Source organism: Streptococcus agalactiae ATCC 13813 (genome assembly GCF_000186445.1).
Taxonomy (GTDB): domain Bacteria; phylum Bacillota; class Bacilli; order Lactobacillales; family Streptococcaceae; genus Streptococcus; species Streptococcus agalactiae.
This window is the reverse complement of sequence record NZ_GL636070.1, coordinates 1,453,641-1,469,984: the sequence shown is the minus strand read 5'-3', so window position 1 is coordinate 1,469,984 and position 16,344 is coordinate 1,453,641. Positions and strand designations below refer to the sequence as shown.

The 16,344-nt window shown below is 36.1% G+C and carries 13 protein-coding genes; 12 read left to right on the top strand and 1 reads right to left on the bottom strand.

Features of this window, described 5'->3' with window-relative positions; all coding sequences use genetic code 11:
- Positions 1-9: 9 nt before the first annotated feature.
- The 4 genes from uxuA (at position 10) to HMPREF9171_RS106345 (ending at position 4,790) form a co-directional block, all read left to right on the top strand.
- Positions 10-1,056 (top strand): mannonate dehydratase, encoded by a 1,047-nt coding sequence (uxuA, locus tag HMPREF9171_RS106330; RefSeq protein WP_000426044.1) that lies wholly within the window; start codon positions 10-12, stop codon positions 1,054-1,056.
- Positions 1,057-1,179: 123 nt separating this feature from the next.
- The gene (locus tag HMPREF9171_RS106335; protein WP_000034788.1) at positions 1,180-2,019 is read left to right on the top strand and encodes an SDR family oxidoreductase; all 840 of its coding nucleotides are present in this window, start codon (positions 1,180-1,182) and stop codon (positions 2,017-2,019) included.
- 152 nt (positions 2,020-2,171) lie between these two features.
- Positions 2,172-2,984, top strand: coding sequence for an HAD family hydrolase (locus HMPREF9171_RS106340; protein ID WP_000228635.1), 813 nt, complete (start codon positions 2,172-2,174; stop codon positions 2,982-2,984).
- Positions 2,985-2,999: 15 nt separating this feature from the next.
- Positions 3,000-4,790: a glycoside hydrolase family 3 protein gene (locus tag HMPREF9171_RS106345; protein ID WP_000149437.1), complete on the top strand. Its 1,791-nt coding sequence runs from the start codon at positions 3,000-3,002 to the stop codon at positions 4,788-4,790.
- A gap of 57 nt (positions 4,791-4,847) precedes the next feature.
- Here the strand turns inward: HMPREF9171_RS106345 and HMPREF9171_RS106350 are convergent, their stop codons facing one another.
- Complete coding sequence (locus HMPREF9171_RS106350) at positions 4,848-5,933, bottom strand: M24 family metallopeptidase (protein ID WP_000040809.1); 1,086 nt, start codon at positions 5,931-5,933, stop codon at positions 4,848-4,850.
- Between the two features lie 209 nt (positions 5,934-6,142).
- Between HMPREF9171_RS106350 and ccpA the strand changes: the two genes are divergently transcribed.
- From ccpA to HMPREF9171_RS106390, 8 genes are all read left to right on the top strand, one after another.
- Positions 6,143-7,147 (top strand): catabolite control protein A, encoded by a 1,005-nt coding sequence (ccpA, locus tag HMPREF9171_RS106355; protein ID WP_001090621.1) that lies wholly within the window; start codon positions 6,143-6,145, stop codon positions 7,145-7,147.
- 131 nt (positions 7,148-7,278) lie between these two features.
- Positions 7,279-8,745 carry an alpha-amylase gene (locus HMPREF9171_RS106360; RefSeq protein WP_000180594.1) on the top strand — a complete coding sequence of 489 codons (1,467 nt, stop codon included), beginning with the start codon at positions 7,279-7,281 and terminating at the stop codon, positions 8,743-8,745.
- 44 nt (positions 8,746-8,789) lie between these two features.
- A complete protein-coding gene (locus HMPREF9171_RS106365; RefSeq protein ID WP_000866344.1) occupies positions 8,790-9,788 on the top strand; it encodes an LTA glycolipid anchor biosynthesis glycosyltransferase, IagA/BgsA family in 999 nt (332 codons plus the stop codon).
- 1 nt (position 9,789) lies between these two features.
- Positions 9,790-11,124, top strand: coding sequence for a glycosyltransferase family 4 protein (locus tag HMPREF9171_RS106370; protein ID WP_001219472.1), 1,335 nt, complete (start codon positions 9,790-9,792; stop codon positions 11,122-11,124).
- Between the two features lie 456 nt (positions 11,125-11,580).
- Entirely contained in the window at positions 11,581-13,524 is a 1,944-nt protein-coding gene (thrS, locus tag HMPREF9171_RS106375) for a threonine--tRNA ligase (protein ID WP_000591020.1), read from the top strand.
- A 221-nt stretch (positions 13,525-13,745) separates the two neighbouring features.
- On the top strand, positions 13,746-14,450 hold the full coding sequence (locus tag HMPREF9171_RS106380) for a response regulator transcription factor (protein WP_001261248.1): 705 nt from the start codon (positions 13,746-13,748) through the stop codon (positions 14,448-14,450).
- Positions 14,451-14,546: 96 nt separating this feature from the next.
- A complete protein-coding gene (locus HMPREF9171_RS106385; RefSeq protein WP_001140265.1) occupies positions 14,547-15,566 on the top strand; it encodes a DUF3114 domain-containing protein in 1,020 nt (339 codons plus the stop codon).
- A gap of 166 nt (positions 15,567-15,732) precedes the next feature.
- Complete coding sequence (locus HMPREF9171_RS106390) at positions 15,733-16,299, top strand: PepSY domain-containing protein (protein WP_000592390.1); 567 nt, start codon at positions 15,733-15,735, stop codon at positions 16,297-16,299.
- Positions 16,300-16,344: the final 45 nt, after the last annotated feature.

The window sequence follows — 16,344 nt, the reverse complement described above, 5'->3', positions numbered from 1 at the left end:
AGTGAAATCATGGAAATGTCATTTAGGTGGTATGGTGAAGACGACCCCGTTACTTTAGAAAATATTGGTCAAATTCCAACAATGAAAGGGATTGTTACAGCGATATATGATGTACCAGTAGGAGAAGTTTGGTCACGTGAGCGCATTCAACAGCTGAAAGAAAAGGTAGAGGCAGCAGGGCTTAAAATTTCGGTTATCGAATCAGTTCCTGTTCATGAAGATATCAAATTGGGACGTCCAACACGTGACCTCTTGATTGATAATTATATTCAAACCGTCAAAAATTTGGCTGCGGAAGGTATTGATACTATTTGCTATAATTTTATGCCAGTATTTGACTGGACACGCACTGATTTAGCATATCAATATCCAGATGGTTCCACAGCTTTGATATTTGATGAGACGGTTTCTAAAAAAATGGATCCAGTAAACGGTGAATTATCTTTGCCAGGATGGGATGCCAGCTATAGTAAAGAAGAAATGAAGGCTATCATGGATGCCTATGCTGAAATTGATGAGGAAAAACTTTGGGAAAATCTCACTTATTTTATTAAACGTATTATTCCTGAAGCGGAAGCCGTAGGCGTTAAAATGGCCATTCATCCGGATGACCCACCATATTCTATTTTTGGTTTACCTCGCATTATTACTGGGTTAGAGGCTATTGAGCGTTTTGTGAAATTGTACGATAGTAAAAGTAATGGCATCACTTTATGTGTGGGTTCTTACGCTTCTGATCCCCAGAATGATGTTTTAGAGATTTCGCGACGTGCTTTTGAGTTAGATCGTGTAAACTTTGTTCATGCTCGCAATATTAAATTAGGTGATGGAAAGTCATTTAAAGAATCGGCTCATCCATCAGAATACGGGTCAATAGACATGTATGAAGTTATTAAGTTATGCCATGAATTTGGGTTTGAGGGTGCTATTCGACCTGACCACGGGCGTATGATTTGGGGAGAAACAGGTCGTCCAGGATATGGCCTATACGATAGAGCATTAGGAGCCACTTACCTTTCTGGTTTATACGAAGCTGTGATTAAAGGTTCAAAATAAGGCGATGCTTCCAAATTTCTCCTGCTCCAATCTCCTGCAAGAGAAATTTGGAAAGTTATTATCATAATATGATTGTACTTAGCTAAGAGTAGAATACTTATAGAAGTTAGTGAGAGGGATAAGATGTCAAAAATAATTACATTTACCAATAAAGTTGTCGTCATAACAGGTGCAGGCGGTGTTCTCTGTGGTTATATGGCTAAAGAATTTGCGAAAGCAGGCGCTAAAGTGGCATTATTAGATTTGAATCAAGAAGCTGCTCAAACATTTGCTGATGAAATTGTAGAAGAAGGTGGTATTGCCAAGGCTTATAAAGCTAACGCTTTGTCTAAAGAAAACCTTGAAGAAGTGCATCAATCCGTTTTAGAGGATCTTGGACCAACTGATATTTTAGTTAATGGTGCAGGAGGCAACAATCCTAAAGCCACAACTGATAATGAATTTCACGAATTAGACTTACCTTCAGAAACAAAAACGTTCTTTGAGTTAGATGAAGCTGGTATTAGCTTTGTTTTTAACTTAAATTATTTAGGAACATTATTGCCAACGCAAGTATTTGCCCAAGATATGGTTGGACGTGAAGGAGCGAATATTATTAATATCTCTTCAATGAATGCTTTCACCCCTCTGACCAAAATACCAGCTTATTCTGGAGCTAAAGCAGCTATTAGTAACTTCACACAATGGCTAGCTGTTCATTTCTCAAAAGTTGGTATCCGTTGTAATGCTATTGCACCTGGTTTCTTGGTAACAAATCAGAACCGAAGCTTGTTATTCACTGAGGACGGTCAGCCAACTGCGCGTGCTGAGAAAATTCTTAATAATACACCAATGGGAAGGTTTGGAGAAGCAAGTGAGCTGATTGGCGGATTGTTCTTTTTAGCAGATGAAAAATCATCAAGTTTTGTTAATGGCGTTGTCCTTCCGATTGATGGTGGCTTTGCTGCTTACTCTGGTGTTTAATTTATAAGATAATAGCCACTTAACATATAAGAGATTATTGAGTTGAGTGGTTTTTTAAGGAAATTTGTTTAATGCTCTTACCACTAAATGATGGGTAGGTTGCTAATTGGAAAATCCTCATAAGTTAGATAAATTTAGAAACTGGAGATAATATGGTAGATACAAATCACAAAATCGCTTTTTGCATAGATTCCGATGGTTGCGCAATGGATACAATGACATATAAGCATCAACTCTTTTTTGGTCCAATTGCTGCAGATATATTTGGGATATCAGAACAAGAAAGAACAAGTTTTTTAAAAGAGTGGGATAGAGTCAATCTTTATTCAAGAACTCGTGGAGTTAATCGGTTTGTGGGATTGGTTATGGGTCTTGAGTTTGCCGGAGTAGAACATATTGATAAATTAAAAGAATGGGTCGAAACAACAGACTCATTGTCTAATAATTCCTTAGAGTTAGCGCTTGCCAATGATTTTAGTAGAGATTTAGAGAAGGCTTTAGAATGGTCCAATGAAGTGAATCGCCAAATCAAAAATTATGAGGGAGATTCTTTAGCGTTTTCAGGTGTGTTAGAAGGTTTAGAACGATTAAGTCAATTTGGTAATGTTTATGTCGTGAGTTCTGCTAACAAGGAAGCTGTTTGGCAAGAGTGGGAAGAACAGGGATTGCTAAAGTATGTTGATGATATCTATTGTCAAGATAGAGGTAAAAAAGAAGATGTTATCGCTACTTTAATTGCAAGTGGTTACTGCCGTGAAACTATTTTGATGGTAGGAGATTCCCCGGGTGATTTGGCTGCAGCAGAACAAAATGGTATTGCATTTTACCCAGTACTTGTTGGTAAGGAAGTCAAATCATGGGAAATTCTTAGAGAAGATATTGGTGAAGCTTTTGCAAAAGGTCAATTCGAACAGCAAAGGCAAAAAGAATCTATTAATACCTTTTGGGCTAATTTAGATAACTAATAGAAAGGATGAGCTATGACACATTTAGTTGACTTAACAAAGAAACCCTTCAATCTAAATCAAGAAGCAATTGAGTGGATTGAAAAAACAATTAATGAGATGACATTGGATGAGAAAATTGGGCAACTTTTTTTCAATATGGGAGCTAGTCGTTCAGAAGAATATTTAACAGATGTTTTGGATCGGTATCATATTGCTGCTGTTCGCTATAATAGAGGTAGTTCAAGTGAAATTTATGATCAGAATTTAATTTTACAGACAAAGTCGAAATTGCCGATGTTGATTGCTGCAAATACAGAAGCTGGTGGAGACGGTGCTGTCACGGATGGAACTAAAGTTGGCGATGAAATAAAAGTGGCTGCTACAAATGATCCGAAATATGCTTATGAAATGGGAAGAATTGCAGGGATGGAGGCATCTGCTGTGGGTTGTAATGCTTCATTTGCTCCAATTGTAGATTTGACACGTAATTGGCGTAATCCTATCATAGCTAGTCGAAATTGGGGTGCTAACGTTGATCAAATTATTTCACTTTCAAAAGAGTATATGAAAGGAATCATGCAATATAATATTGTACCTTTCGCTAAACATTTTCCAGGGGATGGCATTGATGAGCGTGATCATCATTTGTCATTTGCTTCCAATCCTATGAGTAAAGAGGAGTGGATGTCGACATTTGGCCGCATTTATGGTGAATTGGCTGACGCAGGTTTACCAGGAGTCATGGCAGGTCACATACATTTACCAAACGTTGAAAAAGAAATGCATCCAGAGCGAGACCTTGATGATATGTTACCAGCTTCATTGAATAAAACACTTTTAGATGAGTTATTGAGAGGAGAGTTAGGTTATAATGGAGCTATTGTAACGGATGCTTCTCATATGGTTGGAATGACTGCTTCAATGCCAAGGAGAGATTTGTTGCCAACGGCGATTGAAGCAGGTTGTGACTTATTCTTATTCTTTAATGACCCCGATGAAGACATTCAATGGATGAAAGAAGGTTACGAAAAAGGTATTCTAACAGAGGAACGTCTCCATGACGCTTTGCGTCGTACTCTCGGTCTAAAAGCGAAATTAGGCTTGCATAACTATGAGGGACGTCGCCAAGAACTCTTTATGGCTAAAGATAAGGCTATGGCTTTAATCAACACATTAGAGTCGCAAAAAATAGCTGATGAAGTTGCTGATAAAGCAGTAACTCTGGTAAAAGATAAACAAAAAGATATCTTTCCAGTAAATCCAGAACGTTATCGTCATATCTTACTTGTTAACGTTGAAGGATATAAGGGAGGTTTTGGTGCGATGATTGCTGGAAACAAACAACGTGCATCGGATTACATGAAAGAGTTACTTGAGGCACGTGGCCATGAAGTAACTGTCTGGGAGTCTACCGAAGAGCGCATTATGAAATTGCCTCAAGAGGAGCGGGCAGCAGCTATCGCTAATGTTTACGCACAAAAACAGCCAATCGCAAATCTAACAGAACACTATGACCTGATTATTAACTTGGTAGATGTCAATGCTGGAGGAACAACACAACGTATTATTTGGCCAGCAGCTAAAGGCACCCCTGATCAGCCTTTTTACGTTCATGAAATACCATCTATTGTGATTTCAGTACAACATGCATTTGCTTTAGCAGATATGCCACAGGTAGGGACTTATATTAATGCTTACGATGGGCTTCCTAGCACGATAAGTGCAGTAGTTGCGAAATTGGCTGGAGAATCAGAATTTACAGGAGTTTCACCAGTAGATGCTTACTGTGGTTTAATTGATACACATTTATGGCGTCAATGCTAATAGAAACAAGTTATTGTACTTTTATGTAACATAAAAAAAGAGCTTAAAGCTCTTTTTTTATCCCTCAAAATAGAGTAGTTCCTTGGGTGTTTTGGTAAATACTTCAAAGCCGGTTTTAGTCACGTAACCGCAGTCTTCAATTCGCACACCAACTTTATCTGGTATATAAATACCTGGTTCAACAGAGAAGCACATGCCTTCTTGAATCTCCATATCGTTACCAGCCATAATAGATGGAAATTCATGGACATCCATACCTAATCCATGACCAAGGCGGTGGTTAAAGTATTGTCCATAACCAGCCTTTTCAATAACATTTCTCGCTGCTGCGTCAACTTCAGAAGCAAGGACTCCTGGCTTAATAAAATCAATAGCCGCTTGATGTGCTTCAAGACATAAATGGTAAATATCTTTTTTGAATTGATCAGGTTTCCCCACTGCTACTGTACGGGTCATATCTGACGTATAACCTAGTGTTTCTACACCTAAATCAAATAATAACAAAGCATTATTTTCGATTTTATTAGTTCCTGGGATACCATGTGGATTTGCTGCGTTATTGCCAGTCAAAACCATAGTGTCGAAACTCATTTTATTGATACCTTGTTTTTTCATTTCAAATTCGATTTGAGCGATAATATCGGTTTCAGTGTTGTTTAGCGAGATATTGTCAAATCCAACTTGAACAGCTTTATCAGCAAATTCTCCAGCGACTAACATTTTCTCAATTTCATCTCGTGATTTAATTAGGCGCATGTTTTGAATATAAGGTGTTAGGTTTTCAAAATGACCATCAAAAACAGTTTGGAGACCTTGGAATTTAGTAACATTAAGATTATCAAATTCGGCTAGAACTTTAGAAACAGAAAAGGACGGTAAGTTGTTAGCTATTTTTTGCCAAGGATTTTCTGAATCTATGTAACCAAAGACGGGAAATGGTACACTTTGTTTTGCACGCGATACTTCTAGTGCTGGTACAAATAAAATAGGATCGCGATCTTCATAGACAAATAAAAACATTTGTCTTTCATGGGGATCGCAAAAGAAACCTGTTAAATAGTTAACTGTCACAGGATCAGAAAAGACAGCAAGTTCAGCTTGGACTGAATGTAAGTGATGGCGTATACGATTAAGTTTTGACATAATAACCCTTCTTCCTAAAAGGAACTTAGTCTAGTTAGGCTAGTTTCTTATGCCTATTATTTTTCCAAAAAAATAGGAAAAAATCAAGTTTAGTTAGTATTTTGAAAGTTTTTCATAAAAAAGCTTTATAAAAGCTTGAAAGTGTTTCCAAAAGGTGATAAAATATCAGTGAAAGCGTCATTTTCAAATAGAAAGGAAGTTAAATCAATATGAATACAGATGATACGATTACGATTTATGATGTTGCCCGTGAAGCAGGTGTTTCGATGGCAACTGTTAGTCGTGTGGTAAATGGAAATAAAAATGTCAAGGAAAATACACGTAAGAAAGTCCTTGAAGTTATTGATCGTCTTGACTATCGTCCAAATGCTGTGGCGCGTGGTTTAGCAAGTAAAAAAACGACAACTGTTGGTGTTGTCATTCCTAATATCGCAAATAGCTATTTTTCAATTTTAGCGCGTGGTATTGATGATATTGCAGCAATGTACAAATATAACATTGTCCTTGCTTCAAGTGATGAAGACGATGATAAAGAGGTTAATGTTGTTAATACTTTGTTCGCTAAGCAAGTAGACGGTATTATTTTTATGGGACACCACTTAACTGAAAAGATTCGTGCAGAGTTCTCTCGTTCACGCACACCGATTGTTTTAGCAGGTACTGTGGACCTTGAGCATCAATTGCCAAGTGTTAATATCGATTACAAAGCAGCAGCAGTTGATGTTATTGATATTTTAGCTGGCAATCATAAAGACATTGCTTTTGTATCAGGACCACTTATTGACGATATTAATGGCAAGGTTCGTTTGGCAGGATACAAAGAAGGTCTCAAGAAAAATGGCTTAAACTTTAAAGAGGGGTTGGTTTTTGAAGCCAACTACCGTTATGCTGAAGGCTTTGCATTAGCTCAACGTGTGATTAATGCTGGAGCAACAGCAGCATATGTTGCTGAGGATGAGTTAGCGGCAGGTTTGTTAAATGGTCTTTTTGAGGCAGGTAAACGTGTCCCTGAAGATTTTGAAATTATCACAAGCAATGACTCGCCAATCGCACAATATACACGTCCTAACTTAACTTCTATCAGTCAACCGGTTTATGATTTGGGTGCTGTTAGCATGCGTATGCTAACAAAAATTATGCACAAAGAAGAGTTGGAAGAAAAAGAAATAGTGCTTAATCACGGGATTGTTAAACGTGGCACAACAAATAATTAGTGTTAGAGTATGTTATTTGAAAAATAGTGGTAGAATGGTAGTAGCTTAGCGCTTAACTTTCTGATACTTAACATGATATATTGAGAGGATTAGGGTAGCTTAGCTTCCTAATCTTTTTTTAGAGGTGTAATATGACAAATGAATTGATAATGCAAGCTTTTGAGTGGTATTTACCTAGTGATGGGAATCACTGGAAGAAATTAGAGGGCTCTATATCAGACCTTAAAAAACTTGGAGTTAGTAAAATCTGGTTACCACCAGCATTTAAGGGAACTAGCAGTGATGATGTAGGATATGGTGTTTATGATCTCTTTGATTTAGGAGAATTTGACCAGAATGGAACAATTAGAACAAAATATGGTAGGAAAGAAGAGTATCTAAAGCTTATTAAGTCGTTAAAGGCAAATGGCATTAAACCGTTTGCAGATATCGTTCTTAACCATAAAGCCAATGGTGATCATAAAGAAAAATTTCAAGTCATCAAAGTCAATCCTGAAAATCGTCAAGAAGCATTAAGTGAACCCTATGAAATTGAAGGATGGACGGGATTTGATTTCCCAGGTAGACAGGGTGAGTACAATGATTTTAAATGGCACTGGTACCACTTTACTGGTTTAGATTATGATGCTAAAAATAATGAAACAGACATCTTTATGATTGTAGGCGATAATAAAGGTTGGGCAGACGATGATTTGATTGATGATGAAAATGGTAATTTCGATTATCTCATGTACAATGACATTGATTTTAAGCATCCTGAAGTTATAAAAAACTTACAAGATTGGGCTAAGTGGTTTATTGAAACTACCGGTATTGAAGGTTTTCGTTTGGATGCTGTGAAACATATCGATTCTTACTTTATTCAAACTTTCATTAATGATATTCGTACAAAAATAAAACCCGATTTAGAGGTCTTTGGCGAATATTGGAAATCTGACCAAACATCAATGAAGGACTATTTAGAGGCAACACAATTTCAATTTTCTCTTGTTGATGTTACCTTGCATATGAATTTTTTTGATGCCAGTCACCAAAACCGTGATTTTGATATGCGAACAATTTTTGACGATAGTCTTGTTATTGATAATCCTGAGTATGCTGTTACATTCGTAGAAAATCACGATACGCAAAGTGGACAAGCCCTAGAAAGTAGAGTGGAAGATTGGTTTAAACCTTTAGCTTATGGCTTGATACTTTTACGCCAACAAGGGACTCCATGTCTTTTTTATGGTGATTACTATGGCATTCAAGGAGAATTTGGTCAACCATCCTTTAAAGAGGTTATTGATAAAATGGCTGAGCTACGCCAAAACTATGTATTTGGCAAACAAGTCGATTATTTTACGCATTCAAATTGTATTGGTTGGACTTGTCTTGGGGATGAGGAACATAATTCTTGTTTAGCTGTGGTCCTAACAAATGGTGATCAGGGATGGAAACATATGGAAGTAGGGGAAATTTATGCAGGCAAAACTTTTGTTGATTATTTAGGCAATTGTGAACAAGAGGTTGTTATAGGAGATGATGGTTGGGGTGATTTTTTAGTTGAATCTGCGTCTATCTCGGCTTGGGTCCCTAAAATAGAGGAAGCTAACTGATAAATCAGGTGAAAAAAAAGGTAAAATGAGATATAATAAGACCTATGAAAGTTTTACTGTATTTAGAGGCTGAAGAATACTTGAAAAAGTCAGGTATCGGTCGTGCTATCAAACATCAAGAGAAAGCTCTTCAAATTGCTGGGATAGATTATACCACTAATCCTGCAGATGACTTTGACCTTGTTCATATGAATACCTATGGTATTAGAAGTTGGCTTTTGATGAGTAAAGCTAAAAAAACTGGGAAAAAAGTAATTATGCATGGCCATTCCACTGAAGAGGACTTTAGAAATTCTTTTATTGGCTCAAATTTAGTATCCCCACTTTTTAAATGGTACCTTTGCCGTTTTTATCAAAAAGCAGATGCCATTATAACCCCAACTGATTATTCTAAACAACTAATAAAAGCATATGGCATCAAGAAACCAATTTTTGTTTTATCTAACGGGATTGATTTAAGTCGCTATCAGAGGTCAGAAAAGAAAGAAGCTGCATTTCGTCACTATTTTCACTTAAGTAAAGATGATAAAGTTGTTATGGGGGCCGGTCTTTATTTCATGCGTAAGGGTATTGACCAATTTGTTGAAGTAGCTGCAAAAATGCCTGATATTCGTTTTATTTGGTTTGGAGAAACAAATAAATGGGTTATTCCTCGAAAGGTTAGGCAAATCGTTACCAAGCAACATCCCTCAAATGTTACCTTTGCTGGTTACATAAAAGGTGATGTTTATGAAGGTGCCATGAGTGCTAGCGATGCTTTCTTCTTTCCGAGTCGTGAAGAGACAGAAGGGATAGTAGTTTTAGAGGCTTTAGCTAGTCATCAGCATGTGGTTTTAAGAGATATCCCTGTGTATCACGGTTGGGTGACCGAAGACAGTGTTGAATTAGCGACTGATGTTGATGGTTTTGTTGAAAAGTTGGATAAAGTCTTATCTGGTGAGAGTGATAAGATTAAAGAAGGTTATCGTGTGGCTGAGAGTCGAAGTATCGAACGAATTGCCCATGAATTGGCAAGTGTTTATCAAAAAGTAATGGAGTTGTAAGATGCGTATAGGTCTATTTACAGATACATACTTCCCCCAAGTTTCGGGAGTTTCAACAAGTATCCGAACTTTAAAGGAAGGGTTGGAGAAGGAAGGACACGAAGTTTATATTTTCACAACTACCGACCGTAATGTCAAACGTTTTGAAGACCCTACAATTATTCGTTTACCAAGTGTCCCTTTTATTTCTTTTACAGATCGTCGAGTAGTTTATAGAGGTTTAATTTCTGCTTATAGGATAGCTAAAGACTACGAACTTGATATTATTCATACTCAAACAGAATTCAGCTTAGGACTTTTAGGAAAATTAGTTGCAAAAGCTTTAAGAATACCTGTTGTGCATACTTATCATACTCAATATGAGGATTACGTTGGTTATATCGCAAAAGGCAAATTGATTAAGCCAAGTATGGTCAAATATATCATGCGTACCTACCTAAGTGATTTGGATGGTGTCATATGTCCTTCTCGAATTGTTCTCAATCTTCTAGATGGTTACGGTGTCAAAATTCCAAAACAAGTTATTCCGACAGGTATTCCTGTTGAGAACTATCGTCGAGAGGATATCTCTGAAGAAACAATCAAGAATCTACGAACGGAGATTGGCCTTGCGGATAATGATACAATGCTATTGAGTTTATCACGGGTATCTTTTGAAAAAAATATTCAAGCAATCTTGATGCATTTATCAGCTGTCGTTGATGAAAATCCTCACGTAAAATTAGTGATAGTTGGAGATGGTCCTTATCTTTCAGATCTAAAAGAACTTGTTCACTCTTTAGAACTTGAAAATTCAGTTATTTTTACAGGTATGGTTGAGCATAGCCAAGTGGCTATCTACTATAAAGCATGTGATTTCTTTATTAGTGCTTCAACAAGTGAAACGCAAGGATTAACTTACATTGAGAGTCTGGCGAGTGGACGTCCAATCATTGCGCAAAGCAATCCTTATCTAGATGATGTTATTTCAGATAAAATGTTTGGAACTCTGTACAAGAAGGAAAGTGATTTGGCAGATGCTATCCTAGATGCAATAGCAGAGACACCCAAAATGACTCAGGAAGCTTATGAACAGAAATTATATGAGATTTCTGCTGAGAATTTCAGCAAGTCTGTATATGCTTTTTACCTAGACTTTCTGATTTCACAAAAAGCTAGTGTGAAAGAAAAAGTCTCTCTGACAATAGGAAATAAGGATAGCCATTCTACTCTTCGTTTTGTCAGAAAAGCGGTATATTTACCTAAGAAAGTTTTTACCTTTACAGGAAGAGCTTCTAAAAAAGTGGTAAAAGCACCTAAACGTCGTATTTCATCTATTCGAGATTTTTTAGATTGAGACGAATAAAATTAGTAAATGTCTTGAAATTATAAAAAATATTGTTATAATAAAAAATGAAGACATGTTAGGTTCTAATAGATTTCAAGAGCGAGCACTGGTTGGTGGAAAGAGTGCAATTAGAGAACTTAGTACTACTTCCTTGATTTTATGCAAACATAAAAGGGTGGTTCCCTTATCGCCACTAGAGGTCTGACACAAGTATACTCGAGTTTTTGTGTTGGATAAATTGAGGTGGAACCACGTAGTCTTTACGTCCTTTTGGATGTAAAGGCTCTTTTTTTATAAAAGAAGTGGTTGCATAAAAGAGGCAGATTGCTTTGCTAATGTTATACTTATTATCCCTAGCTAGGATAATGTGGAATTCAATCAAAGGTCAATCCCTTTGTTTATTAGTGAATTAATGTGTTTAGGAATTGGTATCACCCTAACAGTTATTAAGAAAAGGAGAACAAGATGATTAAAATCACTTTCCCAGATGGTGCAATTCGTGAATTTGAATCTGGCATCACAACATTTGAAATTGCACAATCAATTTCTAACTCTTTAGCTAAAAAAGCTTTAGCTGGTAAATTTAATGGTCAACTTATTGATACAACACGTGCTATCGAAGAAGATGGTAGTATTGAGATTGTAACACCTGACCACGAAGATGCTTTAGGAGTTCTTCGTCACTCAGCAGCGCATTTATTTGCTCAAGCTGCAAAACGCCTTTTTCCAGACTTATGTTTAGGTGTAGGTCCAGCTATTCAAGATGGTTTTTACTACGATACTGATAATAAATCAGGTCAAATTTCAAATGATGATCTTTCTCGTATTGAAGAAGAAATGAAAAAAATTGTTAAGGAAAATCACCCTTGTATTCGTGAAGAAATCAGTAAAGAAGAAGCGTTAGAACTTTTTAAAGATGACCCTTATAAAGTTGAATTAATTAGTGAACATGCTGAAGATGGTTTAACTGTTTATCGTCAAGGTGAATTTGTAGACCTTTGTCGTGGACCTCATGTCCCATCAACAGGACGTATTCAAGTCTTTCATCTTCTAAATGTCGCTGGTGCTTACTGGCGTGGTAACAGTGATAATGCTATGATGCAGCGTGTCTATGGTACTGCTTGGTTTGATAAAAAAGATTTGAAAGCATATCTTAAACGCCGTGAAGAAGCTAAGGAACGTGATCACCGCAAATTAGGTAAAGAACTTGATTTATTTATGGTTAATCCTGAAGTAGGTCAAGGATTGCCATTCTGGTTGCCAAATGGAGCAACTATTCGCCGCGAATTGGAACGTTACATTGTTGATAAGGAGATTGCTTCAGGTTATCAACACGTTTACACACCTCCGATGGCATCTGTTGAATTTTACAAGACTTCTGGGCACTGGGACCACTATCGTGAAGATATGTTCCCAACAATGGATATGGGAGATGGAGAGGAATTCGTTCTTCGTCCAATGAACTGCCCACACCATATTGAAGTTTATAAACATCATGTTCACTCATACCGTGAATTGCCAATTCGTATCGCTGAACTTGGTATGATGCACCGTTATGAAAAATCAGGGGCCCTCACAGGATTGCAACGTGTACGCGAAATGACACTCAACGATGCCCATATTTTCGTTACACCTGAGCAAATTAAAGATGAATTTCTTAAAGCACTTAATCTCATAGCAGAAATTTATGAAGATTTTAACTTAACAGATTACCGTTTCCGCTTATCTTATCGTGACCCAGAAGATAAACATAAGTATTATGATAACGATGAGATGTGGGAAAATGCACAAGCTATGCTAAAAGAGGCTATGGATGATTTTGGATTAGATTATTTTGAAGCAGAAGGCGAAGCAGCCTTTTACGGTCCTAAATTGGATATCCAGGTGAAAACTGCTCTTGGAAATGAAGAAACATTATCTACTATCCAACTAGATTTCCTTCTTCCAGAACGCTTTGATCTCAAATACATCGGTGCAGATGGTGAAGAACATCGTCCAATTATGATTCACCGCGGTGGTATTTCAACAATGGAGCGATTTACAGCTATTTTAATTGAAACTTACAAAGGTGCCTTTCCAACTTGGCTTGCTCCACAACAAGTTTCTGTTATTCCAATTTCAAATGAAGCCCACATTGATTATGCTTGGGAAGTGGCTCGTGTCCTTAAAGATCGTGGTATTCGTGCTGAAGTGGATGACCGTAACGAAAAGATGCAATATAAGATTCGTGCGGCTCAAACCCAAAAAATTCCATATCAATTGATTGTTGGTGATAAGGAAATGGAAGAAAAAGGCGTAAATGTGCGCCGCTATGGAAGCAAAGCGACTGAAACAAAATCTATAGAGGAATTTGTAGAAAGTATTTTAGCTGATATTGCAAGAAAATCTAGACCTGACGAAGTTAAATAAATTTTATTAGTCATTATAAAAATCATTAATAAATGATGTGAACTGATTACTGTATGATGCAGAATCAGTTTTTTAGATGCTAATTTTTTCTTTATGTTTAATTATAAGCTAATTATAGATAAATAATCTCATATAACATTCACAAAATTAGATTTTTTTGGTATAATTAATATGATTGACACATAAAGGAAAATAGTATTAATAAAAAGGGGTATGGAGCATTGCGAACAGTATTAGTAGTGCAAGGTGATGACGAAACAATAGAGTTATTAAGGTCGTATTTAGAGGGAGCTCTTTATAAGGTTGTGATGGCTAGTGATGGTGAGGAGGCTTTTTCTTTATTTCAGCAACATCAGATTGATTTAGCAATCATAGATATTACGCTACCTAAAATAGATGGATATGAGTTGACGCGACTCATTCGTCAAGATAGTCAGATTCCTATTATTATGCTAGCAGCTAAGACAACAGATATGGACAGAATATTAGGATTGAATATTGGAGCAGATGATTTTATCACGAAACCGTTTAATTCTTTGGAGGTTTTAGCTAGAATTAATTCGCAACTGCGTCGTTACTATGAATTCAATAGTCTTGCCAAACCTAAAAATCAATTTATAAAGATAGGGGAATTGGAACTAGATGAGGAACATGTTGAACTAACTAAAAATGGTAAACATATCAAGTTGACTGCTACAGAATTTAAGATTCTTCATATCTTAATGTCATCACCAGGAAGGATTTATACTAAAACACAACTCTATGAGAAGATTAATGGTAGGTATTTAGAAGGTGATGAGACAACGATTATGGTGCATATTTCTAATATCCGTGACAAAATCGAAGATGATAGTAAATATCCTAAATATATAAAAACACTTAGAGGAGTAGGGTATAAAATCGAAAAACCGCAGTATCTTGTTTAAAAACATAATGGCTAGTAAGAGCCATTTTTTAGTGAAGATATTTCTTGGTTTTAGCTTTCCTTTTTGCTATAATAAGTAAAATTGGAGGGGAGAGATATGGCAAAGACCGCTCTTAATATTCCTTTTACAGTTGAAGGGATAGAAAATTATTATCAAAATATAAAAATGATACTGTCTTTAGCAGATAAATGGAGCATACCTAAAGATGATCTATTACTCTTTTTAAAGGGACTCAAGGCTATTGATGATATAAAAGTTGGCTCTCCTATTTTTAAGTATTTTTGGACTTCTTTAAGTTTACAAGCACCCCTCAAAGCTTTAGAATTCGTGTTAGAGCAGGCTAAAATGCCAGCTGAATTGTCAGGAGAATTATCAGAAACACAATACTTGGTCGCACAGTTTTCAGATGAGTTAGCTCCGCATGATGATTTCTGGATAGCCTTATCACAAGTTATTTATGATTCTTTTCCTGGGAATAGTCTAGCCGAAGATACTGTATTAAATAGGAAACTCCATCAATTCCGCTATTTGATTTCTAGTCAGCAAGCACAGTATGTTCGACGATACTTTAAAGATGTTGGTATGACTGATAGAGATGCTTTAGTAAACTACCTGTCATGTTTAAGAGAACCAGATAGTATCGCCTACTATGAATCTGCTCGTTTGCATAATAAACGTCGGAGAAATGGTGAAATTTTTGGTTTCCCAGATGATGAGTCGGTTATTAATAGTAAGCTTTTAATTTCATTCCATACGGAATTTATTATTGATGACAAAGGAAATTTTTTAAACGAGATTGACGCAGAAGTAATAACAAGTAATGGCATTATCAATGGAGCTAGCTTTAATTATGCTTTTAAAAATAATACACGTCATAAAGAATTAGATGTTGATCCTGTAAAGTTAGACCCAAAATTTCGAAACGATATGACTAGAGGTTATAGATCGCCAAATCTATCTAGAAGGAAATGGTTTTTCTTTAAAGAAGAGGATTACGATTGTAGTTATTTCAATAAAAAAGGATATTACGCATTTGGAAGGCGTAGTGCTAAGCAATCGGTTGATAAACAAGTCAAATACTTGAAGAAGGCTGTGCAGAAAATGCGCCTCAACTGATACATATACTATTAAAAGATACCATAATACTATGGTATCTTTTAATTTGAGGTATTAATGTCAAATGGTTCTTATTGACCACATGTTTTTATAAACGAGTGGTCAAAATTGAAAAAGTGTCTAGCTTATGTTAAAATATAGTTGAATAATAGAAAGAAGGTGCTGTATGATTAAGAAAAATAAAGTTTTTTTAGGAGTTCTTTTAGTCCTTGTTGTTATCCTTGGAGGTGGTGTATTATTTTACCAATCACAATTCCAAAAGACAACTAATCAAGCGTTAGCTATTGCTTATAAAGATGCTAAAGTGGCTAAGAAGGATGTCATACATCAAAAAATTGACAAAGAATTTGAAAACTTTAGAGGGAGCTATGAAATTGAATTCAATACCAAAAGCGCAGAATACAGCTATCATGTAGATGCTAAGACTGGACAAATCCTTGAGCGGGACATGGATAATAATGGCTTTTCAAAATCGACTTCTCAGTCAAGTTCATCGTCAAGTCAAAAATCTCATAAAATAAGTCAAGAAGAAGCCAAAAAGATTGCATTTAAAGATGCTAATATAGAGGAATCAGAAGTCAGTAATCTTAAGATCAAAGAAGAAATTGAAAATGGAAAATCAGTTTATGATATTGACTTTGTGGACCTGAAAAATAAAAATGAAGTTGATTATCAAATTGATTCAGAAACTGGAAAAATCATTGAACGTTCTAGAGATCATATGAATGATTAATTTAAATAAGATATAAAAAAACGAAGGTCTAAAAGGCCTTCGTTT